Origin of the sequence: Kribbella sp. NPDC006257 (genome assembly GCF_040613535.1) — a bacterium.
Taxonomy (GTDB): Bacteria; Actinomycetota; Actinomycetes; order Propionibacteriales; family Kribbellaceae; genus Kribbella.
On sequence record NZ_JBEXSJ010000048.1, the window covers coordinates 1 to 25675 of the forward strand.

The following is a 25675-nucleotide window of genomic DNA, read 5'->3' on the forward strand; positions in this document are numbered from 1 at the left end:
CTCGGCCGGTGCCTGCGCGGCGGGTGCCTGCGCAGAGGTGTCGGCGGGAGCTGCGTCAGCCTGCTCGGCAGCCGGCGCCTGCTCGGCGACGGGCGCGGACTCGGCGGGCGCAGACTCGGCCGGGGCGGACGGCGTACCGGAGCTTTCGCCGGCGTCGCCGATGACGGCCAGTTCGGCGCCGACCTCTACGGTTTCGTCCTCGGCGGCCTTGATCTCGAGCAAGGTACCGGCGACGGGGGAGGGGATCTCGGTGTCGACCTTGTCGGTCGAGACCTCCAGCAGGGGCTCGTCGACGGCAACCGTGTCGCCGACCTGCTTGAGCCAGCGGGTGACGGTTCCTTCGGTGACGCTCTCCCCGAGGGCCGGCAGGGATACAGAGGTCGGCATGACGGTCGTTGCTCCTTCGTCTGATCGGTTCGAGTGTCAGCCTACGGTGCCACCGGAACGGGCGGGACACGGGTCACGACGCCCCAACCGTTCCGGCGGACTCAAAACTACTCGTGGAAATGCAAAGGCTTTCCGGCCAGCGCCATGTGGGCTTCGCCGAGGGCCTCGTTCTGGGTCGGGTGGGCGTGCACCAGCGGCGCGACGTCGGCCGGGAACGCCTCCCAGTTGTAGATCAGCTGCGCTTCGCCGATCAGTTCGCCCACCCGGGAGCCGACCATGTGCAGGCCGACCACGGCGCCGTCCTTGGCCCGGACCAGTTTCACGAAGCCGGCCGTCTTGAGGATCTGGCTCTTGCCGTTGCCGCCGAGGTTGTAGTTGAGGACCTCGACCTCGCCGTACTTCGCCTTCGCCTGTTCCTCGGTGAGCCCGACGGACGCGACCTCGGGCTCGGAGTAGGTGACGCGGGGGATGCCGGCCTCGTCGATCGGCGCCGGGTTGAGCCCGGCCAGGTGCTCGGCGACGAAGATGCCCTGCTGGAACCCGCGGTGCGCGAGCTGCAGCCCGGGCACGATGTCGCCGACGGCGTACACGCCGGGGACGCTGGTCTGCAGGTTCTCGTCGACGGTGACGAAGCCCCGGTCGAGCGCGATCCCGACCTCCTCGTACCCGAGCCCGGCCGTGTTCGGCCCGCGCCCGACGGCGACCAGCAGCACCTCGGCCTCGATCACCTCGCCACCGGCGACGGTGACCCGCACGCCGTTGTCGTGGGTGTCGACCGACTCGAACGGCGTACCCGTCTTGAAGGCGATCTTGCGCTTGCGGAACGCCCGCTCCAGCGTCTTGCTGCAGTCCGCGTCCTCGGCGGGGACCAGCCGCGGCAGCGCCTCGACGATCGTCACCTTGGTACCGAACGAGGTCCAAGCGCTCGCGAACTCGACACCGATCACACCGCCGCCGAGGATCACCGCGGACTCCGGCACCCGATCGAGCGTCAGCGCGTGCTCCGAAGCGATCACCCTGTTGCCGTCGATCTCCAGCCCGGGCAGCGAGCGCGAGTAGGAGCCGGACGCGATGATCACGTTCTTCCCCGTGTACGTCGTACCGTTCACCGCGACCGTCGTCGGGGAGGTGAGCCGTCCCTCGCCCTCGATCACCGTGATGCCGCGGGACTTGATCTGCCCCTGCAGGCCCTTGAAGAGCCGGTCGACGACACCGTCCTTGTACTTGTTCACGCCACCCATGTCGACGCCCTCGAGGGTCGCCCGTACGCCGAACTGCTCGCTCTCGCGCGCCGAGTCGGCGACCTCCGCCGCGTGCAGCAGCGCCTTGGTCGGGATACAGCCGCGGTGCAGACAGGTACCGCCGAGCTTGTCCTTCTCGACCAGTGCCACCGACATCCCAGCGACCGCGGCCCGCAGCGCGGCGGCGTACCCGCCACTGCCGCCGCCGAGGATCAGCAGGTCGTAGGTCGTAGCGCTGTCTGCCGCAGTAGTCACAGGTTCCTCCGTGGGCGTATGAGTCGGCGGGCGGTCCCCGGATCGCGGAGTCCCGGCCCGGGCGTCATCTTGTCACCGCGGCCCACCACCGTCGCTCCCGGGCTCGGCGACCACCCGGAAAGAACCCAGAAAAGCGCCGTTGCCCTGAGGTCCGCCCGAAGGTCCGCAGATGTGCCCGAACGGACGCGGCCCGCGAACCTATCCTCCGAAGTGCAAACGATTGATCACTCTTGGCGACGAAGCGGGCGGGGACATGACGAAGCGGGCGGGGACATGACGAACGACTTCGAAGGGTTGAGTCGCCGGACGTTCCTGGCCGGCACAGGAGCGCTGGCGCTCATCTCGATGCTCGAGTCCTGTAGTAAACACCCGGGCGCGAAAGGGTCGGACGAACCGCCGATCCAGCACGCACTGGAGCTCCTCCGGGATGCAGTACGGGCATCGCCTGATCATCTGAGCCACCGGGCCGACGACGCGGTGGCCACGAAGGACGCCGGCAAGATCGTCGCCTTCGTGCGCGACAACGTCGCCGTCGTACCGGCGTGGTCCGAGAACGAGGATGCGGCAGTGGCTCGCCGCTGGGGGAGTGCCGCGACGTTGCGCGGCGGCCAGGGCACCTTGCGGGAACGCGCCGACCTGCTCGCGAGCCTGCTCACCAAGGCCGGCTTCCAGGCCGAGGTGAAGATCGCCGCCCGCCCGGCCGCCATCGACCTGGCCACCCTGTACCGCGACCGCCTCGCGGCCTTCAAGCCCGACCAGAAGCGCATCGACCAGGCGATGAGCCTGCTCGCGACAGTGGGCGTGAAGCCGCCGACACCGCCGTCGATGCCGCCCGAAGCCCCGGATCCGACCCCTGCGATCTCCGCGGCGCTGCCTGCCTCGGCGCGGCAGGTGAAGCCGCGAGCAGACCTGCTGACGGACCGGGTGCCGCTCGTGACGTTCACCGAGAAGGGCGCCACCAAGTACGCCTTCGCGCTCGGCGACCTGGAGACGACCACCACCGCACCCAGCGATCTCGAGGACGCCGACCCGGCCGCCCAACTGCCAACCATCAAGGTCACCATCTCCGGCGTCGCGAACCCTGGCTTCGGCAGCCGGACGCCGCGGGGCGAGATGATCGACCTGGTGCACGGAGAGTGGAGCACCGAGGTCGTGGTCGGCCGGCAGGTGCTGCTGACCTTCGTTCCCGTCGCCGGGCCGCAGGCGGCGCTCCAGACGAAGTCCGCCGCCGATCTCCCGGTGCGAGTGCCGGTACTACGGGTGCAAAGCGACGACCCGTCGAAGGCGCCGCCCGGCCAGGCCGGTCCGATCGTGTCGGTCCAGGGCGAGGTGTACCGGTCGGGGAAGCAGGGTGAGATCGAGGGACCCTACGGCTCGATCAAGGCGGTCTCCGCGGACAAGCGCGCGCAGGCGATCGCGTCCGCTGCCGCCGTACAGGTCCAGGCGAACGCGACGACGTTCCCCGAGGTGATGCTCGATGTGAGCGTCAAGGACAAGGACGGTCGCGCGGTCGACGGACTGGATGCGAGTTCGTTCGTGATCACCGACAGCGCCGGGCAGCCGACGTCGGTGACGATCCGATCCAATGCCACAGACACCAGTCGGCCGCGGGTTCTGATCGCCTACGACACCTCGGGCAGCGTCACCAGTTCCTGGTCGACCCCGGCGGCTCAGGCGGCGTTCGAGCAGTCGCTCGCCTCGACCTTGCAGGCCGCGGCGACGCAGACCGCGTTCGACGTACAGGTGGTGGGGCTGGGATCGGCACCGGACAAGGAGGCCTGGGCCGCTCCGACCGCATCCGGTCTGTTGACCGCTCTGCATGGGGTCAACAGCGACTCGAGCGTCTGGGAGACGGTCGGCGGGCCGGCCCTCGATCAGGGGCTCGTCGCGATCGTGTTGGTCAGCGACAACGTGAGTTCGCTCGAGGACCCGGCGGACATCCCGGGGTACCAGCGCCGGCTCGCGAACTCCGGCGTCCCGGTCTTCTGCCTCGCGATCGGCCAGCCGGACGAGAAGGCGACCGCGAAGATCCTCGCGCTCTCGCACGGCACCCGGCTCGACGCCCGCGACAAGGGAGTCGCGACGAAGCTGGCCGCGCTGATCAAGCCGCTCGCTGCCCGGCGTACGGCGGCTACCTACCGGCTCACCTATCGGGCGCCGGCGAAGGGCCCGACGAGTCGGACGGCCGCCGTCGCGCTCACCGGCCGGGCCACGATCAAGGGCCAGGCCAAGTACGAGGTGCCGGCCAAGGCGGCGGCTCCGTCCTCGTTCGCGGGGTTGTACGTGACCTTCGAGGTGAACGGCCAGTCTGTACGCCGGCGGTTGGCCGGCCTGCCGCTGAACGAGCGTGGTGAGGCCGTCGGAGCGCTGGACGACGCGGCCGCTTGCGCCGAGACGCGCGCCGCGATGTACGGCGTGACCACGATTGCCGTCGAGCCCGGCATCACGACCCAGGCGGCGATGCTGGACGACGTGCTCTCGTCGTACCTGTCGATCGAGCCGCTCCGCCCGACCTGGAAGACGGCGTCGGCGGACGACATCGTGAAGAAGGCGGCCAACACCGTACGACGGGTGCCCGGGCTGCTCACCTCGCTGCTCAGCCCGCTGCCGGTGGTGAACGGTGCCGTACCGACGTTCCGGGTCGCGATCCTGCAGGAACGGCAAGGCGTCGGTGGAACGGGCGGCCGGCACATCGACCTGCCGCCGGACCTGAACCACGTCGTTGCCCTTGGCCCAGATCCGGCAACCGCGTTCCAGGCCGCGGTGAAGGCGTCGGCACTCGCGAGCATCGCCGAGGCCGCCACCTTCGAGCAGAGCGCTTTCCGCCGGGTCAACGGCAAGAAGCTGTCGCCGATCGTGACCGGCGACGCCGACGCGACGGCCGCCTTCCTCGCGACAGTTCCGCCAGCAGGCAAGGCCGGCTGGACCACCGTGCTCGCCGCCTACCAGGGCAAGATCGTCCTCGTCCCGGCCCGCGGCGAAGGCGATGCGTTCTGGGTCGTCGATCCGGAGACGGGCGCGACCACCGCCGTACTGCGGGACGGGACCGGCGGCGCCTACGACTGTCCCTCGCTCGGCACCCTCGACGTCCTCAACCTGGCGGTCGGTGTACTGGGCCTCGGCTGCACTCTCGGGGCGCCGTTCCCGTTCACCTGCCTCGGTCTCACGGTCGCCTCGATCGCGCTGACCGTCGCCTCGATCATCGAGAGCGGGATCGGCGAAACCACCGCGTTCGGTGTGTTCAGCGGAGTGTTCGGGGCCTCCGTGCCGGGGGTGCCGAAGATCGGGCTCGGTGGCCGGGTCGGGGTGGTCGGCGTGGTCCTCGTGCTGACCCTGATCTCGCTGGATTGCACCAGTTGACTTGCGGAGGTAGGGGACACTTGTCTGCATGAAGTGGTTCGGTCGCCGGCAGAAGGCCGGAACGATGCGCAAGTCGGACAGTCCCGACCAGGCGCACCTGCGGGAGTTCGCCCAGACGCGGCAGGGCGTCGAGGGTTTCGTCGAGCCGAAGACGGCGGTGACGGACTACACCCTGCTGCTGGTCGCGATCGACGGCGAGTGGACCCGCCGCCGGGTCCCCTCGGTCGCCTGGGCGCACAACTTCGCCAACAAACTGGGCATCCCGTCGTACGACGCCGCCGTGGTCGGTTACCCGCCGCGGATGCGCGAGTACAACGCCCGGATGAAGAAGAACGGTCTGGCCTAGCGCGGCCGGGTCGAGCGAACTCGACCCGGCCCGCGGGCACTAGCTGGCCGCGGCGGCCAGTTCGACCAGGGTGCGGACGCCGTAGCCGGTGCCGCCGGTGTGCGTGTAGCCGGACGGGCCGCCGTCGTTGAAGGCCGGGCCGGCCACGTCGAGGTGCACCCAGTCGATGCCTTCGGCAACGAAATCGCCGAGGAAGGCAGCCGCCGCCAGGGCACCGCCCCAGGGCTCGCCGGTGATGTTCGCCAGGTCGGCGACCTTGGAGTGCGAGCGGAGCTTGTCGAGCATCTCCGACGGGATCGGCAGCGGCCACATCGCCTCGCCGGCCGCGACCGCCGCGTCCACCACCCGGTCCCGGGCGGTGTCGGTGTTGGCGAACGCGCCGGCCACCTTGGTGCCCAGGGCAACGACACAGGCGCCGGTCAGGGTGGCCACGTCGACGATCAGGTCGGGCTCGTCCTCGGACGCGCGGACCAGCGCGTCGCCGAGCACGAGGCGGCCTTCGGCGTCGGTGTTCAGCACCTCGACCGTCTTACCGCCGTACATGGTCAGCACGTCGGACGGCCGGGCGGCCGAGCCGGACGGCATGTTCTCCGCCATCGCGGCGTAGGTGGTGATCTGGACCGGCAGGCCGAGCCGGGCGATCGCCAGGGTGGCGCCGATCACCGCCGCCGCGCCGGCCATGTCGGACTTCATGCTGATCATGCCGCTGGCGGTCTTCAGCGACAGGCCGCCGGAGTCGAAGGTGATGCCCTTGCCGACGAAGGCCAGGTGGGTGACCGGTTTCTTCGGCGTGTAGGTGAGCCGGACCAGCCGGGGCGGGTTGGTGGAGCCCTGGCCGACCCCGAGGATGCCGCCGTACCCGCCCTTGACCAGGGCCTTCTCGTCGAGCACCTCGACCTTGACGCCGTACTCCTTGCCGAGCTTCACCGCGTGCGCGGCGAACTCGACCGGGTGCAGGTCGGACGGCGGCATGTTCACCCAGTCGCGGACCTGGTGGACCGCGTCGGCGACGATCTGCGCACGCTCGAGGGCGGCCTTGGCGTCGCGGTTGCGGGCCAGGTCGGTCAGCACGACCAGGTTGCCGGGGGCATCGTCGTTCGCCTCGGACTTGTAGGTGGTGAAGGAGTACCGGCCGATCAGCGCACCCTCGGCGACGGCGCGGACACACTCGGCGTCGGGGGTCGGCAACGCGAAGGAGACGGACTGGCCGGCCTTGGCGGCCCGGATGCCGACGCCGGCCGCCGTACGGAGGTCTTCGGTCTTCAGGGCGCCGTCGGGGGCGCTGCCGAGGCCGACCGCGATCAGCAGGGCGGACCCGCCGGGCTTCGGGCCGGGCACCTTGGTGACCTCGCCGGTCTTGCCGGTGGCGCCGAGACCGGACAGCACCTCCACCAGCTTCCCGCCGTACGCGGCGTTCAGCGACTCGGTACCGGCGGGCAGTGCGACGCCGCCGTCGAGTTTGACCACGCCGATGACCACGGCGTCGGTCTTGACGCCGGCTGCATCGGACTTGCTCAGGGTGATGGTGCTCACGAAATCCTCAGTCCTCCTTGACCGGGTGGCAGGTTCACCGGTCGTCACGGTACGTGCGTGCTGCCTCCGCATGCTACGCGTCGGCGCCGACCGAATGCGCGCATGTGGGGGGCAATCGGTGGCACGGAGATGCGGGCCACACTGTTGCGCCAGCGGTTTCGGGTAAGTTCCGCTGCATGACCGAGTCTCCCGTCCTGAAGAAGTCCCCGTTGCACGAGCGGCACGTCGCGCTCGGAGCCAAGTTCGCCGAGTTCGGTGGCTGGGAGATGCCGCTGGAGTACGGCGGGGTCATTGCCGAGCACACCGCCGTACGGACCTCCGTCGGTGTGTTCGACGTGAGTCACCTGGGCAAGGCGACCGTCAAGGGTCCCGGCGCCGCGGCGTACGTGAACGCGTGCCTGACCAACGACCTGGGCAAGATCGCGCCGGGCCAGGCGCAGTACACGCTGTGCTGCACCGACAGCGGCGGCGTGGTCGACGACCTGATCGCCTACCTGCACGCCGACGACGACGTGTTCCTGATCCCGAACGCGGCGAACACCGCCGAGGTCGTCCGGTTGCTGCAGGCGCAGGCGCCCGAGGGTGTCGTGGTGACGAACACCCACGACGACTACGCGATCCTGGCCGTCCAGGGCCACGACAGCGACGAGGTCGTCGCGGCGATCGGCCTGCCGACCGGGCACGACTACATGTCCTTCGTCGTCGCCGACTACGCCGGTACGCCGGTCGTCGTGTGCCGCACGGGCTACACCGGTGAGCGTGGTTACGAGCTGGTCGTGCCGAACGAGGCCGCCGTCGCCGTCTTCGACGCGCTGCTCGCGGCGGGGGAGAAGTACGGCATCGCCCCGGCCGGGCTGGGCGCGCGCGACACGCTGCGGACCGAGATGGGTTACCCGCTGCACGGGCAGGACATCTCGCCCGAGATCACGCCCGTCCAGGCCCGGTCCGGCTGGGCGGTGGGCTGGAAGAAGGAGCACTTCTGGGGCGACGCGGCCCTGCGCGCGGAGAAGGAGGCCGGCCCGGCGAAGATCCTCCGCGGTCTGCGGGCGGTCGGCCGGGGCATCCCACGGCCGCACATGACCGTCAACGACGCGAACGGTACGGCGCTGGGCGAGGTCACCTCCGGGACGTTCTCGCCGACGCTGAAGAAGGGCATCGCGCTCGCCCTCCTCGACGCGGGTGTCAAGGAGGGCGACCAGGTGGCGGTGGACATCCGCGGCCGTCAGGAGCCTTTCGAGGTCGTCAAGCCCCCGTTCGTGACGGTCAACGTCCGCGAGAGCTAGACCATCTCCAGGGTTCGCTGCGGGCTGTAGCCGGGAAGTGCCGGGCACGGTACGAACGGCTCCAGCTCGCGCCGGCGGGCACGCTGCCGGGCCCGGCCAGTGGCTGCCAACGGCCGGGTAGGGATCTTGTCGCGCAGTCGGGGAGCAGCACCGCGGCAGTGCGCGCTGGGTGAGCCGACAGTGGTGTTGCACCAGCCGCGGCCGGGAGTGGCCTGTGCGGCCCCGGCGGGCAGGACTCCGCCGATCAGGACCATAGAAGCAGCGAACAGTCTCCAGGACAGATACGGGGCGAGCATCGTTCCTCCGGTTCAAGACGGCGCCACCAGTGGGGGAGCGGGCGGCGTACGTCGGACCACGGGACAGCGTTCCGACGCAGTCGCAGCATGTGGGAACCCTGTTACCCACCGCCTACCACCGGACTAGGCTGCCTCCGTGGAGCTCCGGTTGCTTGGTCCTGTGCAGATCGTGGCCGACGGCAAGGCCCTACCGCTCGGGCGCCGGCAGGAGCGCTTGCTGCTGGCCTTGCTGGGCCTCTCGGCCAACCAGTTGGTCCCCGCCGATCGGCTGATCGAACTGCTCTGGACCGACGAGTCACCGGCCGAGCCGAACCGGACCCTGCAGGTCTATCTGTCCCGCCTACGGAAGGCACTGCCCGCCGGGATCGACATCTCGAGCCGGGACCAGGCCTACCAGCTCGACATCGATCGGTCCGCCGTCGACGTGCACCGGTTCCGGGAGCTGTGCCGGCTGGCCGCTGCGAGTCCGGAGGCGGAGGAGCGGGCCGGGCTGTTGCGCCAGGCGCTGGACCTCTGGCGCGGCCCGGCCCTCGCCGACGTTGCCTCCGAGGACCTCCGCCACCGACTCTGCGCGGGATTGGAGGAGGAGCGGCTGACGACGCTGGAGGAGCGGATCCAGGCGGATCTCGAAGCGGGCCGCAGCGCGGAGCTGGTGCCTGAACTCGCCGGTCTCGTCGCCGCCCATCCCACCAGGGAGGGCCTGCTGGCTGCCCAGCTGGTCGCCTTGTACCGCGTCGGGCGGCGGCTGGACGCACTCGAGCTGTTGGCAGCTGCCAAGCGGACTCTCAGAACAGAGACGGGCCTCGACGCCAGCCCTCGACTGCAGGAACTCGAGCTGGCGATCCTCCAGGACGATCCGGCTCTGCTTGCCGAGCCGCCTTCCGTCGTACCGCGCCAACTGCCGCCCGCGCCGAGCACGTTCGTCGGCCGGCAGGCGCAGGTCGAGGCGCTGACCGGGCTGCTGACGGAACGGGCCAAGGGATCGGCGGGTCCGGCGATCGTGGTATCGGCCATCTCCGGCATGGGTGGAATCGGCAAAAGCGCCTTGGCAGTCGAAGTGGCCCATCGCGTCTCCGGTCTGTTCCCCGACGGCCAGCTGTTTCTCAACTTGCGTGGGTACGGCGCGGAGGAGCCGATGCTTCCGATGGACGCTTTGGCGACCGCGCTGCGCGGCCTCGGCGTACCGGACCAGGAAGTCCCGGCCCAGCTTGCCGAGGCGTCGGCCCGCTATCGGTCGCTGCTGGCCGAGCGAAAAGTCCTGGTTGTCCTCGACAACGCGTCCGGACCCGCGGTTGTCGAGGCGCTGTTGCCGGGCACCGGCACCAGCGCTGCGATCGTGACAAGCCGGACGCTGCTCTCGGGCCTGGACGCTGCTCTGGTCCAGCTCGATGTGCTGACTTCCGCTGAAGCCTCGGAGTTGCTTCAGAAGTTTGCCGGTCCGGCGCGGATGGCTGCCGAGCCGGACGCCGCCGAGGCGTTGCTGGAGGCTTGCGGCTACCTCCCATTGGCGATCCGGATCCTCGGTGCGCGACTCGCGGCCCGGCCGGCTTGGCAGCTCAGCCAACTGGTCGACCGGATCGCGGACGTGCACGGGCGTCTTGACCAGCTGAGTCTGGCGGGCGAGAGCATCCGGGTGGTCTTTGCGAGCTCGCTGGAACAGCTGGACCGGTCGGAGGACGCGCTGGATCGCCGGGCAGCGGAGGCGTTCCGGCAGCTCGGCGTACCGGACAGCACGACGTACCGGCTCGTCGAGGCGGCCAGGGTCCTCGGCCTCGACGACCTCGCGGCCGAAACCGTCCTCGAGCGCCTGGTCGACGCACAGCTCTTGGAGACACCCGCGCCTGAGGTCTACCGCCTGCACGACCTGCTGTGGGCTTTCGCCCGTGAGCAGGCGGACGCCGTCCTTCCGCAGGCCGAGCAGACGGCGTCGATTGATCGTCTCCTCGAGCTGTACGCCGCAGTCGCTTGGCAGTGCCAGGAAAGTCGCTACCCCGGCTCCTCGGACTTCGAGTGGTCCAGCGGCCGACCGAAAACAGACGATCTGCCGAAGGGAGTGGAAGGAGAGCTTGCCTTCGACTGGCTGGACGCTGCCGGAGCGAAGTTGACGGCGATCCCGGTCCAGGGAATGCGGTTCGCGGATACGACGCGCGACGCGGTGGTGTCACTCGCGCTCGGGTCGTCCGCCTACAGCTTCTCCCGGCAGTGCTGGCCGGATGCCATCCGGCGAACGGCCGTGGCAGTCGATGTGGCCCGGGAGCGAGCGGACCAGCTCGCGGAAGGCTCGCTGCTGGCCGATATCGCCGCCTATCACGGCAGCTCAGGCGATGTGGATGGCGCCGTGGAGGCTTACCGGGAGGCGCTGCCGCTGCTGGCGGCCAGCGGGCTGGTGCTGGTCGAGATGTCCTCCCGCAACAACCTCACCCGCTTCTTGTACGTCGCCGGGCGGTATGCCGAAGGTCTCGAGAACGGGCTGCAGGCCATCGAGCTGGCTGAGCGACAAGGGGATATCAGGCTCCAGGCCGGCGGGCACCTTGCGATCAGCTTCAATCTCAAGGCCCTGGGAGAGCCTGAGCGGCAAAGGCAGCATCTGGACAGCGCTCTGAGGTACGCGAGAGCAGCCGGTTCCAAGTGGCAGGAGGCCTATATCCTCGACGAGCTGGGACAGCTTGATCATCAGCAGGCCCGGTTCACCGACGCCATCCAGAACTTCCGCAGCAGCATCGCGGTCTACGACGAGCTCAGCCAGGACCCCGATCGGTCGGCCACGATCGGGAGACTGGGTGAGGTGCTGCAGGACGTCGGCGACCTCGACGAGGCGATTCCTGCCCTCGAGACCGGACTGCAGGAGGCGGTCAGGTCCGGCGAACAGGCCGACGAAACCAGGCTGCGTCAGCGGCTCGATGACGCGTACCTGGCCCGGACCAGTGGTGGCCGATGACCGTCGAGTACCGGTTGCTTGGGCCGGTGCAGGTCTGGGTAGATGGTCAGCAGCTCGAGTTGAAGCGGCGGCAAGAGCGGTTGCTGCTGGCGATTTTGCTCCTGGAGCCGGGGAAAGCGGTGCCGGCCGAGCGATTGGTCGAGTTGTTGTGGCCGGAGGAGCGGCCGGGCAATCCGAAGCGGGCTCTGCAGGTCTATATGTCGCGGTTGCGGTCGGTGCTGGCCGCTGTCGATCCGGAGACGCGGGTGGAGAGCGGGCCGGAGGGGTACGCGATTCACGGTCCGGCGGGGCGGACCGATATCGAGCGTTTCGGGGAGCTGACCCGGCAGGCCAAGACCATCGGTGATGCTGCGCAGCGTCGTACGGCGTTGTTGGAGGCCTTGGAGCTTTGGCGGGGACCTGCGCTGGCTGATGTGGCTTCCGAGGACGTACGGCGGCGGTTGTCGGCCGGACTCGACGAAGAGCGCTGGGCCGCACAGGAGCTGCGGCTGGCAACTGAGCTGGAGCTCGGACGTCACCAGGAGTTGTTGCCGGAACTCGCCGAACTCACTGCGGCCGAACCGCTGCGGGAGCAGCTGGCGGCCGCGCACATGCTCGCTCTCTATCGTTCTGGCCGCCAGGCCGATGCTCTGAGCATCTACACGGACCTGGTACGCCGGTTGGCTGATGAGCTCGGCATCGACCCCAGCACCGAGCTTCGGGAGCTACAGGTCTCGATCCTGCGCCAGGACGCGGCACTCGACCTGGATGCCGGCGGTGAGGTCCCTCGCGAGCTGCCGGCCGATATCGGCGTGCTGGTGGGACGGGACGCAGTACTAGAGGAGCTGTCGGCCGAGCTGAGCCGGAACCGGCCGGACGGCGTACCGGCTGTTGTCTGTCTGTATGGCGCCGCGGGCACGGGCAAGTCCGCTACGTCGATCCGGCTGGCGCATCAGCTGGCGGAGAAGTACCCGGACGGTCAGCTGTTCGCTCGCTTGCAGGACGTCGCCGGTAATCCAGTGCCTTCGCGCCTCGTCCTCGCTCAGCTGCTGCGATCGCTGGGTGTCGACGGTGGCGCGCTGCCGGAGACGGTCGAGGAGCGGGCGAGCTTGCTCCGCAGCAGACTCGCAGGCAAGTCCGTGCTGCTACTACTGGACGACGCCGTCGACGCAGGCCAGCTGAGGCCCCTACTACCGGCCGGCGGCCGCTGCGCCGTCATAGTCGCCTCCAGACAACCCATCCTCGGCCTAGAAGACGCCACCCACCGAGAGATCCTCCCGCTGGGCTTGGAACAAGGTGTTGGCGGGTGAGCCGGGTGGCCCGAAAGCGCAGATCTTGGCCAGGGGGAGCAGTGTTCCGGGTGGTTGTACATTCAACACCGTGCGTGACAATTTGGCACAAAATGGCCACTGACGGCGCTGTGCCGACGCGTTTCGCGAAGGTTTGATCGCTGACGGTGACAGCCGGAGACAAATGTTCCGGTCTGGTACCCGTTCCGGTAACGATTTGTGCACTGGTGCCGGGCACCGCTGGTTTGGTGTCACAGTGTCAGGCAGGCTAGCGCGCGGTTGAGGGGGAATCGCCGTGTCAAGGGAGTTTGACGCGCGGCCCTCGCGGAAGAGCAAATGGTCCGGCAACGATCTACAGAACGTTGCTTGATCAACACCTGAATCTGGCTGACAGAGCTGACGGAGCGCGAATGAGTATTGGGCTACCTGACTCGACCGTAGGCGTCGAGGACCACCCGGCGTCGGCCGAGCCGGCCCGTCCGTCGTCGGTCGCGCACGGCAAGTCGCCGACCCGGATCGCGATGGACCGGCTCCGTAAGGACAAGCTGGCGGTGATCTGCGTCAGCGTCATCATCTTCTTCATCCTGATCGCGATCTTCGCCCCGTTGCTGGCCAAGCTCGAGGGACAGAGCTACAAGGCCTTCAACACCGACTTCGTGGACGAGTTCGGTTTCCCGACCATCGGCATGAACGGGCAGCACTGGTTCGGTATCGAGCCGAAGACCGGCCGGGACAACTTCGCCCGCTGGGTCTACGGTGCGCGCCCGTCGCTGATCGTCGCGTTCTCGGCGACCCTGTTCGGCACCGTCGTCGGCGTGGTCGGGGGTTTGCTGGCCGGCTTCCTCGGTGGCTGGACCGACCGGATCATCTCCTGGGTGATCGACTTCGTGCTGAGCCTGCCCTACCTGCTCTTCGCGATCGCCCTGGTGCCGATCGTCGAGTCGATGCGCGGCGGATCGTTCAACCTGACCCCGGAAGAGCAAGCCTCGACCCGGTTCTACGTGCTGATCTTCGTGCTCTCGTTCTTCGGCTGGGCCGGCCTGGCCCGGATCATCCGCGGTGAGGTCCTCTCGCTGCGGGAACGGGAGTTCGTCCTCGCAGCCAAGGCGATCGGCGTACCCACCCGGCAGGTCCTGTTCAAGGAACTGCTGCCCAACCTGGTGGCCCCGATCGTCATCTCGGCCTCGCTCTCGCTGCCTGCCTATGTGACGGCGGAAGCAGGTCTGTCCTTCCTCGGGGTCGGTTTGGTCGAGCCGATTCCTTCCTGGGGCCAGACCATCGCGGTAGCCACGAACTGGTTCAAGGCGGACCCGATCTTCCTGTGGCTGCCCGTGATCGGCATCACCACACTGGTGCTGGCGATGGCCCTCCTCGGCGACGCCGTCCGCGACGCCTTCGACCCCAAGACTCGCCGGTAATTCGGCGATTGCCCCAGCGGCAGAAAAGGAGAAACACGACAATGCAGTGGAAACGGATCACCGCGGTAGCGGCAACGGTCATGCTGGCCGCGGTTGCCTGCGGCAGCCCGTCGTCGAACGACAACTCCGGAGGTGGGGGCGGCTCGAACTTGGGCGGCGCCCAGGAGAAGGCGACCGACCCGACTGCCAAGGGGCCGGCGAAGGAGATCGACGGTGCCAAGAAGGGCGGCACCGTCACGATCCTCTCCGACGTCGCACCGGACACGTTCGACCCGACGAACACGTACTACGTCGACGGATTCCAGATCGAGAAGTTGTACTTCCGGGCCCTGACGCAGTACCGGCTGGACGAGAAGACCGGTAAGCCGACCCTGGTGCCGGACCTCGCCGAGGACCTGGGTACCAAGTCGGCCGACGGCCTGACCTGGACCTTCAAGCTGAAGAAGGGCATCAAGTACAGCGACGGATCCCCGGTCAAGGCCGAGGACTACGCGTACTCGATCAAGCGTGCCTTCGCGCACGACCTGTACGACTCGGGACCGACTTACCACATCCAGTTCTTCAAGGATGGCGAGAAGTACAAGGGCCCGTACGCCGCCGGCGGTGCCAACTACTCCGGTGTCGAGACGCCGGACGACAGCACGCTGGTGATCCACCTGGCGAAGAAGTTCGACGACCTTCCGTTCTACGCGGCGTTCACGATGTTCACGCCGATCCCGCAGAAGGCCGACACCCAGAAGAACTACGAGCAGAAGCCGCTGGCGACCGGTCCGTACATGGTCCAGTCCTACAACGCCGGTACTTCGCTCAACCTGGTGAAGAACCCGAACTGGGACCCGGCCACCGACCCGGTACGGCACCAGTATGTGGACGGCTACAACTTCAAGTTCGCCCAGGACACGATCAAGGTGCAGCGGCAGGTGCTGCTGAGCCAGGGCGCGGACGCCAACGCCCTGAACTACACCAACCTGGACACGTCCCTGCTGCCTGAGGTCAAGGACAAGAGCCAGCTCGTCACGGGCCCCGGCCCGTGCACCATCACGCTGCCGATGGACACCCGGAAGATTCCGTTGGAGGTCCGTAAGCTGGTCGCCCAGGCGTACCCGTACAAGGCGTGGCGCAAGGTTGCCGGTCTGAACTCGAACGACTCGCCGCCGGCCAAGACGATCCTGCCGCCGGCCGTTCCTGGCTACGAGTCGTACGAACTGCCGGGCCTGAACGGACAGGGCGACGGCGCCTCTGACCCCGCGGTCGCCGCGGATGTCAAGGCGAAGCTGAAGGCACTGGGCAAGGAGAACTTCGAGCTCAAGCAGTACTACTCGATCGACGACAAGATCTCGACGCAGGTGTTCCAGCTGCGTCAGCAGGTCTTCCAGGCGGCCGGCTTCAAGTACACCGGTATCGGTGTTCCGAAGGCCAAGATCCGTACCTTCACCGGTGACCAGAACGCTCCGGTCAACCTGGGCAAGACCCCGGCCGGCTGGTGCTCCGACTGGCCGAGCGGCACCAGCTGGTTCCCGGTGCTGTTCAAGTCCGACGCCATTGCCCTGGGCAACAGCATCGGTCAGCTGCAGGACCCGAAGCTGGACGCTGAGATCGACCGCGTCGCAGCGCTCGAGCCCAACGAGCAGCTGAAGGAGTGGAGCAAGATCGACAAGAACATCCTTGAGAACTACCTCCCGGCTCTGCCGTTGTACTACAGCGCCTCGAACTTCCCGATCGGGAAGAACCTCGGGCACGTGGTCAACGACGTGACGCAGGGTATGCCGGAGTTCACCTCGATCTACATCAAGCAGCCCTGATCGAGCACCTGAGCAATACGTTCGGCTCTGAATGACAGGGTGGTGACCGGGCCCTCGGTCCGGTCACCACCCTCATCGGTGAGGAGAAAGCCCCGTGCTCTATTTCGTGGCGCGCCGCCTGGTCAGCGCGCTGAGTGTCGTGCTGGTCACGCTGATCGCGACCTTCACGTTGTTCTTCGTCGCCCCGTCGGACCCGGCGGCGGCGATCTGTGGCGACCGCAACTGCACCCAGCAGCGGTACAACGAGATCAAGCGCAACCTGCACCTGGACCGGCCCAAGGTCCAGCAGTTCGCGGAGTACACCGCGGGCATCTTCGCCGGACGGACCTTCGAGACGTCCGGGGCGAAGCAGGAGTGCCCGGCGCCGTGCCTCGGCTTCTCGTTCAAGAACGACCGGCCGGTGTACGAGAGCTTGAAGACCAGGCTGCCGGTGACGGCATCGCTGGTGTTCGGGTACGCGATCCTGGTTCTCACCATCGGTGTTTTCGTCGGCTCGATGGCGGCGAAGAGACGCGGGACGATGGGCGACCGCGCGCTGATGACCAGCACCCTGGTCCTGAGCTCGATCCCGTACTACATCGTGGCGCTGCTGATATCGCTCTACCTCACCGTGGTCTATCCGATCCTGCCGCGCAGCGGCTACACACCGCTGACGGAGAACCCCGGCAAATGGTTCGCGGGGCTGTTGACCCCGTGGCTGGTGCTCGGGATCTACAACTGCACGCAGTACGCCCGGTTCTCCCGCGGCTCGATGGTCGAGACGCTGAGCGAGGACTTCATCCGTACGGCGCGGGCCAAGGGCCTGTCGGACCGGGTCGTCACCTACAAGCACGCCCTGCGATCGGGTCTGATCCCGGTCATCACGATCTTCGGCCTGGACATCGCCGGCAGCCTGGCGGGCGCCATCTTCACCGAGCGGATCTTCGATCTTCCCGGGCTCGGTAACCTGGTGATCGAGAGCCTCAACAACTACGACCTGCCGGTGATCATGGGCACGGTCCTGATCGCGTCGGTCTTCTTGGTCGGCATGAACTTCATCGTCGACATTGCCTACAGCCTGATCGACCCGCGGGTGAGGCTCGCGTGACGACACCTGACGAGGGACGGAAGGACATCCAGGACACCATGGTCGGCACCGTACCCAGCGAGGGCGAGGTAGCGCCCGAGCAGCGCAACCCGTCCATCGCGACCCGTGAGCGCCGCGGTGTGTCCCTGACGCCGAGCGGCGAGACGCCGTACCTGGTGGTCGAGGACCTGACCGTCAAGTTCCCGACCGCCGACGGCCTGGTCAGCGCCGTGAACGGGCTGAGCTATGCCGTTCCGCTGGGCAAGACGCTGGCGATCGTCGGTGAGTCCGGTTCCGGCAAGTCGGTGTCGAGCATGGCCGTGATGGGCCTGCACGACCGCAAGCGGACCCGGATCACCGGTTCGATCCGGCTGGGCGGCGACGAGATCATCGGCCTGCCCGAGAGCGAACTGATGAAGGTCCGTGGCGACGCGGTCGCGATGGTCTTCCAGGACCCGCAGTCGTCGCTGCACCCGCTGTTCACGGTCGGCAACCAGATCTCCGAGGCCTACCGGGTGCACCACAAGGTGAGCAAGGACGTCGCGAAGAAGCGCGCCCTGGAGATGCTCGACCTGGTCGGCATCCCGAACCCGATCCGCCGGTTCAAGCAGTACCCGCACGAGTTCTCCGGCGGTATGCGGCAGCGCGCGATGATCGCGATGGGTCTGGTCAACGACCCGAAGCTGGTGATCGCCGACGAGCCGACGACCGCGCTGGACGTGACGGTGCAGGCGCAGATCCTGGATCTGCTGAACAACCTGCAGAAGGAGTTCGGTTCGGCGATCGTGCTGATCACCCACGACCTGGGTGTGGTGGCCGAGATGGCAGACGACGTCCTGGTGATGTACGCCGGCCGCTGCGTCGAGTACGGCACGGCCGCCGACGTACTGGCCACCCCGCGGATGCCTTACACCTGGGGTCTGCTGGAGTCCATCCCGACCGTCTCGGCGGCCAGCGAGCGGCTCCGGCCGATCAAGGGTCTGCCGCCGAGCCTCCTCGCATTGCCCAGCGGTTGCTCCTTCAACCCGCGCTGTCCGTACGTGGACAGGGTGAAGGGTGAGCGCTGCATCACCGATCTGCCGGACCTGTTGCCGGTCGACGGCGCCGGTGCACACACATCCCGTTGCCACCTGCACGACAAGGCCTCGATCTACGAGGCCGAGGTCGCACCGAGACTGGGCTGAGGAGAGAGATGAGCAAGACAGTGCGCCCCGTGGACTCCACCACCGGCGGCTCCGACGCCCCGTTGCTGCAGATCCGCGATCTGAAGATGCACTTCCCGATCAAGGAGGCGGCCGGCCTCGGCCGGACCAAGAAGGTCGTCCAGGCCGTCGACGGGGTCACCTTCGACCTGCGCCCGGGCGAGAGCCTCGGCCTGGTCGGTGAGTCCGGTTGTGGCAAGTCGACGACCGGCCGGATGATCACCCGGCTACTCACGCCGACGTCGGGTGAGATCGTCTTCAAGGGCACCGACATCGCGAAGATGAAGGAGAAGGACCTGCGGCCGTTCCGCCGCCAGCTCCAGATCGTCTTCCAGGACCCGTACAGCTCGCTGAACCCGCGGCAGACCGTGTCGAACATCATCAGTACGCCGTTGAAGGTGCACAACCTGGTGAAGCGCGGCAAGGAACTGGAGCGGGTCCAGGAACTGCTCGAGCGGGTCGGCCTGAACCCGGAGCACCACAACCGGTACCCGAACGAGTTCTCCGGTGGTCAGCGTCAGCGGATCGGGATCGCCCGGGCGCTCGCGGTGGAGCCGGAAGTGATCATCGCCGACGAGCCCGTTTCGGCACTCGACGTGTCGATCCAGGCCCAGGTGATGAACCTGATGGAGGACCTGCGCCGCGATCTGGGCATCGCCTTCGTCTTCATCGCCCATGACCTGGGCGTCGTCCGGCACTTCTGTGACCGGGTCGCGGTGATGTACCTGGGCAAGATCGTCGAGCAGGGCACCCGGGAGCAGATCTACGGCGCTCCGCAGCACCCGTACACGCAGGCGCTGCTGTCGGCGGCACCTGACCTCGGCACGATCCGCGGCGTACCGCCGAAGGAGCGGATCCGGCTGGTCGGCGACGTCCCGTCCCCGATCGACCCGCCGAGCGGTTGCCGGTTCCGGACCCGCTGCTGGAAGGCCGAGGACATCTGCGCCACCCAGGAGCCACCGCTGGTCCCGCACACGCAGTCCGGCCCCGGCCACGCGGCCGCGTGCCACTTCGCCGAGCCGAAGGTCGACCTGACCGCCGCCACGGCCTGAGCAACTCCACCGAGCGCCGCCCCGACCACTTCGGCCGGGGCGGCTCTCGTCTGTCGGGCACGGTTATCATCCGCAAATGGACTTCCGCCTCCTCGGTCCGCTGGAGATCTGGGCTGCGGACCAGCCCGTTCGGCTGATTCGCAAGCAGGAACGGGTCGTGCTCGCGATCCTGCTTCTGCGGCCGAACGAGCCCGTCTCGCCGACCGAGCTGATCGACCACCTGTGGCAGGACGAGCAGCCGACCAATCCACGAGGTGCCCTCCAAAGCTACGTGTCGCGACTGCGCCAGCAATTGGCCGCGGCGGGCGGTCCAACGATCGAGCACGACGGCCACAGCTACACCCTCCAGATCGATCGGGCTCAGACCGACCTGGGCAGATTCCTCGAACTACGGATGCCGTTAGCGGGCGAGGACCCCAAAGACAGGGCAGCGAGACTCCGTACGGCGCTGGCGCTCTGGCGAGGCCCGCGCTCGACGGACTCGGTCTCGAGAACCTGGTCGCCGGTCTGGAAGAGCAGCGCTGGTCCACTCTCGAAGAAGCTCTCGCAACAGAACTTGCCCTAGGCAACGAGGCCCGCCTGCTCGACGAACTCACCGACCTCGTCGAGCAACACCCGACGCGGGAGAAGCTGGCGGCCAACTGGCTCCTCGCCTTGTACCGTCTGGGCCGTCGCGCCGATGCCCTCGACAGTTATCACTACCTGAGTCGTCGCCTGCAGGACGAGCACGGCCTCGACCCCGCCCCGCCGCTACGGCGACTACACCTGGCGATCCTCCGCGACGATCACCGCTTGCTCCAGGCAACATCTCCGACTACCTCCGACGTCCCCCGCGAACTCCCCGTGGACGTCTCCCTCCTGGTCGGCCGCGACGACCTGCTGACCCAAGGACAGTCCGTACTACGAGGCAAGCGACCCGTCTTCGCCCTCTGGGGCGGCGCCGGCGGAGGAAAATCCGCAGCCGCCACCCGCCTCGCCCACCAGGTCGCCCGTAGCTACCCCGACGGCCAACTCTTCGCCAGGTTGCAAAACGTCGACGGTACACCGGTAGATCCAGCCGTTGTGCTCGGCCGGATGCTGCGGTCCCTCGGCCTGGCAGCCGACCGGATCCCGGATACCTTGGACGCTCGTTCGGACTTGTTCCGCGAGCGGACAACTGACCTCGCTCTGCTGCTCCTGCTCGATGATGTGCTCGAGCCGGACCAGATTCGCCCGCTGGTGCCGACAGGTCCACGCTGTGCCGTGATCCTGACCTCGCGGAAGTCGTTACCGCTGGACCAGATCGCGGTTGCCCAGGAAGTCACTCGACTGGAAAACGGCGATGGACGGGATCTGCTCGACCGGCTGATCGGTCGGCAGGTGACAGACCATGAGTCTCTCGCGGTGATCCTTGAGCATTGCGCCGGGCTCCCTCTCGCCCTTCGAGTCGTCGGTTCCCGGCTGGCCTTGTCGGGCTCCGAGACGGCAGCGGATTTCGCCGCTGCCCTGTCCGATGACGGCCAACGGCTGGACTGGCTGGTGGCGGGTGATCGAGCGGTCCGGATCAGCATCGAATTAAGCTTGTCCACGGCAGACGAGACGGCCCGGGCTCTGTTCGACCGGATCGCGCTCGTCGGTGTCGACGAGTTCTCCCCCTGGGTAGCCACCGGGCTGCTCGGCGGAGACGAGCAAGCAGCCACCGAAGCTCTCGACCGGTTGCTGGATCTCGGACTGTTCGAAGTGGTGGCCTGGAAACCGTTCCGTCGCCTGAGGATGCACTCGATCGTGCGTTCCTACGCAGTCGAACGACTTGGCCGGCTGAGCGTGGACGACCGCAGACAGAGCACCGACCGATTCCTGCGGACAACCCTGCGCCTGACCAGCCTTGCTGATGCCGCCGCACCGTCGGGCGCGACGGTTGCAGCCCAGCTCCCGGTACCTGACGGTGAGCGAGTCCCGGCAGTTGAAAGGGCGATTGAATCCGATCCGATGGGCTGGTTCGACCTCGAATGGCCGCTCATCCACACCGCAGTCACGGTAGCCATCGGCCAGGCGCGGGTGGAGCTCGCCGCGCGACTCGCGGTGCGCCTGAACGGCTACCTGACGATCCGCGATCATCGCGAGCCTTGGATCGCCAAGCTTCGAGAAGTCCGCGACGCGTTGGCAAGGTCGGAGCATCTGGAGTTGCTCGCGCGGGTCGACCATGTCCTGTTCGGTGCCGTGAATCAGGGTGGCTGGGCGGCCGAGGCCGAGGAACTGGCAGCGCGGGGGTTGGCCTCGGCACGCGCATGTGGCCTTCCCGAGATGGTCGGAAGAGCTCTCTACCAGGTCGCCTATGCAGCAAAGGGCTCCGGCGACGCTCAACGCACCATGGCAGCTGCCCAGGCCGCCTACGAGCAGATCATGGGTGATCCCGCGTTGATCGGGTTGGCTCGCAACGCATTGGCGATCGTCGGAATGGCTGCAGTTGACCTGGGCGACTACGCCGCCGCGGTGAGGGCCTACGAACAGGCAGCCGCGCTGCTGCAGGAAGGAACTCAGGCCCTCGCAAGCACACTCCGTCCCTGGGCTCAGGCCGCTCTCTTGTTAGGTGACCTGGACAAGGCGGAGGAGCTACTAGGTTGGGCCTATTCCATCTACGTCGCCATCAAGGATGAACTCGGCGCTGCCCACACCGAGGTGATCTCTGCCGGTCTCGCGATCCGGCGAAGCCGATATGCCGAGGCGCGGTTGCTGATCGATCGAGCTCGCGACGTTTTCGACCGGCGGGAAGGCGTGGCCGGGCTATACCTGGCTCTCACCTACGAGGCGGAACTGGCGATGGCACAGGGAGAGCCGGGTGTCGCGCGACGAATACGGCTGGAAGCTCTCGCCAAAGCTGAGGATGAGGGCAACAAGTACCAGGTGGCTGCCTTCCGCAAGGCCCTCGACTCTGATCCTCGGGATCCGGTGATTGCTCCCGGCTAGGGTGCGGGTATGGAGTTTTTACGACGGAGGAGATCCGGGCGCAGTTGTGTGCTGGGATCGAGGAAGAACGTCGGACGGCCCTGGAGGATCGGATCGAAGCCGATCTGGCAGCCGGCAGACAGGAGCAGCTGGTTCCTGAGCTGGCCGGGTTGATGGCGGCGGATCCGTTGCGGTAGCGGCTCGTGATCGCGTGGATGACCGCGCTGTACCGAACCTCCGCGAGATGATCTCCAACGACCCGCGCGACCCGGCCAGCCAGCGGGATTAGTCTGCTCGCATGGACTTCCGCCTGCTGGGGCCCTTCGAGGTGTGGGACGAAGGGGAGAAGATCGCGCTGCCGCGGCGGCAGGAGCGGCTGCTGCTCGCCGTACTGCTCCTTCGTCGCGGCGAGACGATGACCGTCGCCGAGCTGATCGATCTGGTCTGGCCGGAGCATCCGCCGGCCAACGCGCGGGGAGCCCTGCAGGTCTATTTCTCGCGCCTGCGGAAGGCGCTGCCCGGCGTACAGATCGTCGGGAGCTCGGCCGGATACGGGATCGAGGTCCCGCCCGACTCGGTCGATGTCGAACTCTTCCGGGCCGATATCAGGGCGGCCGGAAAGGACCCGGCAGCCAAGTCCGAGCTGCTGCGGCAGGCACTCGAACGCTGGCGAGGTCCTGCCCTTGCCGACGTCACCACGGAGGCCGACCGGCTCAGGCTGACCGCCGGGCTGGAGGAGGAGCGCCGGACCGCTCTGGAGGACCGGATCGAGGCGGACCTCGAGGCAGGCCGCGAGGTGGCTGACGAGCTGGCGACCCTGGTCGCCGAGGATCCCTTGCGGGAGCGCTTGGTGGTCGCCTGGATGACGGCGCTCTATCGCGCCGGACGCAAGCAGGACGCCCTTGCCGCTTACACCCAGCTCGCCGCACGGCTGGCCGACGAGCACGGCCTCGACCCGGCTCCGGTACTACGGCGCTTGCACCTCGCGATCCTGCGAGATGACCCGGCGTTGCAGCAACACCGCAAACCCGCGGCCGAAGAGACGGTGCCGCGCGAACTGCCGGTGGACATCTCGCTCCTTGTGGGCCGGGACGACCTGCTCGCTGACGGGGCAAAGGTGCTGACTGCGGGAGACCGCGACCAGGCCGCCGTCTTCTGTCTCTTCGGTGCGGCCGGCGTCGGGAAGTCCGCGGCGGCAACGAAACTGGCGCATCAGGTAGCAGCGGAGTTCCCCGACGGGCAGCTCTTCGCCCGCTTGCAGGACGTGAACGGCGAAGCGGTTCCGGCCCGGACCTTGCTCGGCCGGATGCTGCGTTCCCTCGGCGTCCAACCACGGTCGGTACCGGACGAGACCGCGGAGCGGGCCGCGATGTTCCAGGAACTGACCGCGGACAAGGCGATCCTCGTGCTGCTCGACGACGCCATCGACGCCGGCATCGTCACCGCGCTGCTGCCGACCGGACCGGCCACGGCCGCGATCGTTACCTCGCGAAAGCAGCTCTCCGGTCTGGCAGCGGCCGCCCACGAGCAGGTCCAGCCGCTCGACAGCGCGACCAGCCAGGATCTGCTGACCAACCTGATCGGCCGCCATCTGCGCGATCAGGCGACGCTCGCGGAGATCACTGCCGAGTGCGTCGGCCTGCCACTCGCACTCCGGATCGTCGGTTCACGGCTGGCCCTGTCCGGCGATGACGCTCTGCAGACCCTGGCGGGCGCGTTGGCCGAGGACGACCAGCGGCTGGACTCCCTGGTGGCCGGCGACCTCGCCGTACGGACCAGCCTGAACCGCAGTCTGACACTCGCCGATCCGGTGGCCAGGCAGCTGCTCGCCCGGCTGTCGCTGGTCGGCGTCACCGAGTTCTCGTCCTGGGTCGCGGCACCCTTGCTCGACTGCGACGAACCGACCGGCGAGCACACCTTCGACCGGCTGGTCGAACTCGGCCTGGTCGAACTCGTCTCCGGTCGCCGCTACCGGATGCACAGCCTGGTTCGCTCGTACGCCGGGGAGCAGCTCGCCGCGGCGGGTGATCCGGATCAGCCGCGGGGCCGCTATCTCGACGCGGTCCATCGTGCGGTCGCCATCGCGGACCAGCATCTCAATCACGGCATGGCCCTGGCGCTGTACCTGCAGGTCCCGGAGAAGCTGGAATTGCCGCAGGTCGAAGCTGCCGTCCTCAAGGATCCGGGCGGCTGGCTCGACGAGTCGTGGCCATTGGTCTCCGCCGCGAGCCGGACAGCGATCGCGGCAGGCCGGGTCGAGCAGGCAGCAGCCTTCGGCCTCCACCTCAACGGCTACTTCATGATGCGTGGTCTCGACGAAGTCAGGATCGACCTGCTGGAGGCGATCGCGAGCGCGCTCGCCGAAACCGGACCGCTCGAGCTGTACGTGCGGATCAAGATCGCGGTCGTGCCCGCCTACCACCCGACGGCGGGGGAGTTGGTCCAGGGCGGCGAGAAGTGGCTCGCCCTGGCTGAACAAGCGGGTTCGCTGGAGCTGCAGGCGCACGCGTTGTTCCAGATCAGCACCGGCGCCCGGCATCTCGGCGAACTGGACCGGGATCGGGAGGTGTGCCTCAGAGCGCTGGCGATCCTCGAGCAGATCGACGGGCCGAGGTCGCTGAGATCCACGATCATGAAGAATCTGGGGCAGAACTACGACGAGCGGTACGAGTACGTCGAGTCGGAGCGGTGGTACCGCCAGGCGATGGCGCTGTCCCCGACCGGCAGCTACGGGCAGCTGATGCTGATGAAGCTCCTCAGCGAGGTGTTGCTGGATCAGGGCAAGCTCGACGAGGCCGAACAGATCCTGACCGAAGCGTTGAGCGGGCTGCAGGAGATGTCGAACCTCTACTACGCCGGTCAGACCATCTGTCTGCTCGCCCGGGTTGCCTTCCGGCGGAAGCAGTTCGCCGTCGGGAGAGACCTGCTCGACAAGGTGAGGCCGCTACTGCCCGAACAGACTGACCCGCAACTGGAGATCAGCATCGGTTACGCGGAGATCGACCTCGCGATGGAGTCCGGTGCCTACGGCAAGGGTCGCCGGCTCAGACACGACCTGATCCAGCTCGGGATCGAGCAAGGCGACGAACGGCTGCAGAACGAAATGCGCTACTGGCTCGCCGCCGATCCACGCGATCCCCTCAACCGGGGCTAGTGCTTCGATTGCCTGGGGCAACGAGAACGGACCGTCGCTCCGGGCGGGGAGCGACGGTCCGTCGTACAGGGTGGTGCCCGGCGGTCCGTCGTACGGGGTGGTGCGCGGCGGTCCGTCGTACCGGGTGTTTCAGTTGGTACGGCGGGCCC

Annotated in this window: 18 protein-coding genes; 14 read left to right on the forward strand and 4 right to left on the reverse strand. The window is 67.9% G+C overall.

Annotated elements, in window-relative coordinates:
• The coding region (locus ABZ004_RS36625) for a biotin/lipoyl-containing protein (RefSeq protein WP_355686322.1) at positions 1 to 387 on the reverse strand (387 nt) is incomplete at its 3' end.
• Between the two features lie 107 nt (positions 388 to 494).
• On the reverse strand, positions 495 to 1883 hold the full coding sequence (gene lpdA / locus ABZ004_RS36630) for a dihydrolipoyl dehydrogenase (protein ID WP_355686324.1): 1389 nt from the start codon (positions 1881 to 1883) through the stop codon (positions 495 to 497).
• Between the two features lie 273 nt (positions 1884 to 2156).
• Between lpdA and ABZ004_RS36635 the strand changes: the two genes are divergently transcribed.
• Together ABZ004_RS36635 and ABZ004_RS36640 are read left to right on the forward strand one after the other, a co-directional pair.
• Positions 2157 to 5243, forward strand: a complete 3087-nt coding sequence (locus ABZ004_RS36635) for a hypothetical protein (protein ID WP_355686325.1) — start codon at positions 2157 to 2159, stop codon at positions 5241 to 5243.
• 28 nt (positions 5244 to 5271) lie between these two features.
• Positions 5272 to 5589, forward strand: coding sequence for a hypothetical protein (locus ABZ004_RS36640; RefSeq protein WP_355686326.1), 318 nt, complete (start codon positions 5272 to 5274; stop codon positions 5587 to 5589).
• 39 nt (positions 5590 to 5628) lie between these two features.
• Here ABZ004_RS36640 and ABZ004_RS36645 read toward each other — a convergent pair whose 3' ends face one another.
• On the reverse strand, positions 5629 to 7122 hold the full coding sequence (locus tag ABZ004_RS36645) for a leucyl aminopeptidase (protein ID WP_355686328.1): 1494 nt from the start codon (positions 7120 to 7122) through the stop codon (positions 5629 to 5631).
• Positions 7123 to 7298: 176 nt separating this feature from the next.
• Between ABZ004_RS36645 and gcvT the strand changes: the two genes are divergently transcribed.
• On the forward strand, positions 7299 to 8405 hold the full coding sequence (gcvT, locus tag ABZ004_RS36650; protein ID WP_355686330.1) for a glycine cleavage system aminomethyltransferase GcvT: 1107 nt from the start codon (positions 7299 to 7301) through the stop codon (positions 8403 to 8405).
• Here gcvT and ABZ004_RS36655 read toward each other — a convergent pair.
• Positions 8402 to 8701: a hypothetical protein gene (locus ABZ004_RS36655; RefSeq protein ID WP_355686332.1), complete on the reverse strand. Its 300-nt coding sequence runs from the start codon at positions 8699 to 8701 to the stop codon at positions 8402 to 8404. The two genes, gcvT and ABZ004_RS36655, sit on opposite strands and share 4 nt — an antisense overlap.
• Positions 8702 to 8837: 136 nt before the next feature.
• On the opposite strand from ABZ004_RS36655, the gene ABZ004_RS36660 reads away from it, so the two are divergent.
• The 11 genes from ABZ004_RS36660 to ABZ004_RS36710 all read left to right on the forward strand — a co-directional run bounded on the left by ABZ004_RS36660 (position 8838) and on the right by ABZ004_RS36710 (position 25526).
• A complete protein-coding gene (locus ABZ004_RS36660) occupies positions 8838 to 11639 on the forward strand; it encodes a BTAD domain-containing putative transcriptional regulator (RefSeq protein ID WP_355686334.1) in 2802 nt (933 codons plus the stop codon).
• Positions 11636 to 12928, forward strand: coding sequence for a BTAD domain-containing putative transcriptional regulator (locus ABZ004_RS36665; protein ID WP_355686336.1), 1293 nt, complete (start codon positions 11636 to 11638; stop codon positions 12926 to 12928). The genes ABZ004_RS36660 and ABZ004_RS36665 overlap by 4 nt, the downstream gene beginning before the upstream one ends.
• 389 nt (positions 12929 to 13317) lie before the next feature.
• Positions 13318 to 14325, forward strand: a complete 1008-nt coding sequence (locus ABZ004_RS36670; protein ID WP_355686338.1) for an ABC transporter permease — start codon at positions 13318 to 13320, stop codon at positions 14323 to 14325.
• A 41-nt stretch (positions 14326 to 14366) separates the two neighbouring features.
• Positions 14367 to 16127: an ABC transporter substrate-binding protein gene (locus ABZ004_RS36675; RefSeq protein WP_355686340.1), complete on the forward strand. Its 1761-nt coding sequence runs from the start codon at positions 14367 to 14369 to the stop codon at positions 16125 to 16127.
• A 94-nt stretch (positions 16128 to 16221) separates the two neighbouring features.
• Complete coding sequence (locus ABZ004_RS36680) at positions 16222 to 17214, forward strand: ABC transporter permease (RefSeq protein ID WP_355686341.1); 993 nt, start codon at positions 16222 to 16224, stop codon at positions 17212 to 17214.
• Positions 17211 to 18377, forward strand: a complete 1167-nt coding sequence (locus tag ABZ004_RS36685) for an ABC transporter ATP-binding protein (RefSeq protein WP_355686343.1) — start codon at positions 17211 to 17213, stop codon at positions 18375 to 18377. Before ABZ004_RS36680 ends, ABZ004_RS36685 begins: the two co-directional genes overlap by 4 nt.
• Positions 18378 to 18385: 8 nt before the next feature.
• Positions 18386 to 19447, forward strand: coding sequence for a dipeptide ABC transporter ATP-binding protein (locus tag ABZ004_RS36690; protein WP_355686345.1), 1062 nt, complete (start codon positions 18386 to 18388; stop codon positions 19445 to 19447).
• Between the two features lie 76 nt (positions 19448 to 19523).
• Entirely contained in the window at positions 19524 to 20012 is a 489-nt protein-coding gene (locus ABZ004_RS36695) for a winged helix-turn-helix domain-containing protein (protein WP_355686347.1), read from the forward strand.
• Positions 19955 to 22393: a BTAD domain-containing putative transcriptional regulator gene (locus tag ABZ004_RS36700; RefSeq protein WP_355686396.1), complete on the forward strand. Its 2439-nt coding sequence runs from the start codon at positions 19955 to 19957 to the stop codon at positions 22391 to 22393. The genes ABZ004_RS36695 and ABZ004_RS36700 overlap by 58 nt, the downstream gene beginning before the upstream one ends.
• 32 nt (positions 22394 to 22425) lie before the next feature.
• On the forward strand, positions 22426 to 22569 hold the full coding sequence (locus tag ABZ004_RS36705; RefSeq protein ID WP_355686398.1) for a BTAD domain-containing putative transcriptional regulator: 144 nt from the start codon (positions 22426 to 22428) through the stop codon (positions 22567 to 22569).
• A gap of 101 nt (positions 22570 to 22670) precedes the next feature.
• Positions 22671 to 25526 (forward strand): BTAD domain-containing putative transcriptional regulator, encoded by a 2856-nt coding sequence (locus ABZ004_RS36710; protein WP_355686349.1) that lies wholly within the window; start codon positions 22671 to 22673, stop codon positions 25524 to 25526.
• Positions 25527 to 25675 lie beyond the last annotated feature (149 nt).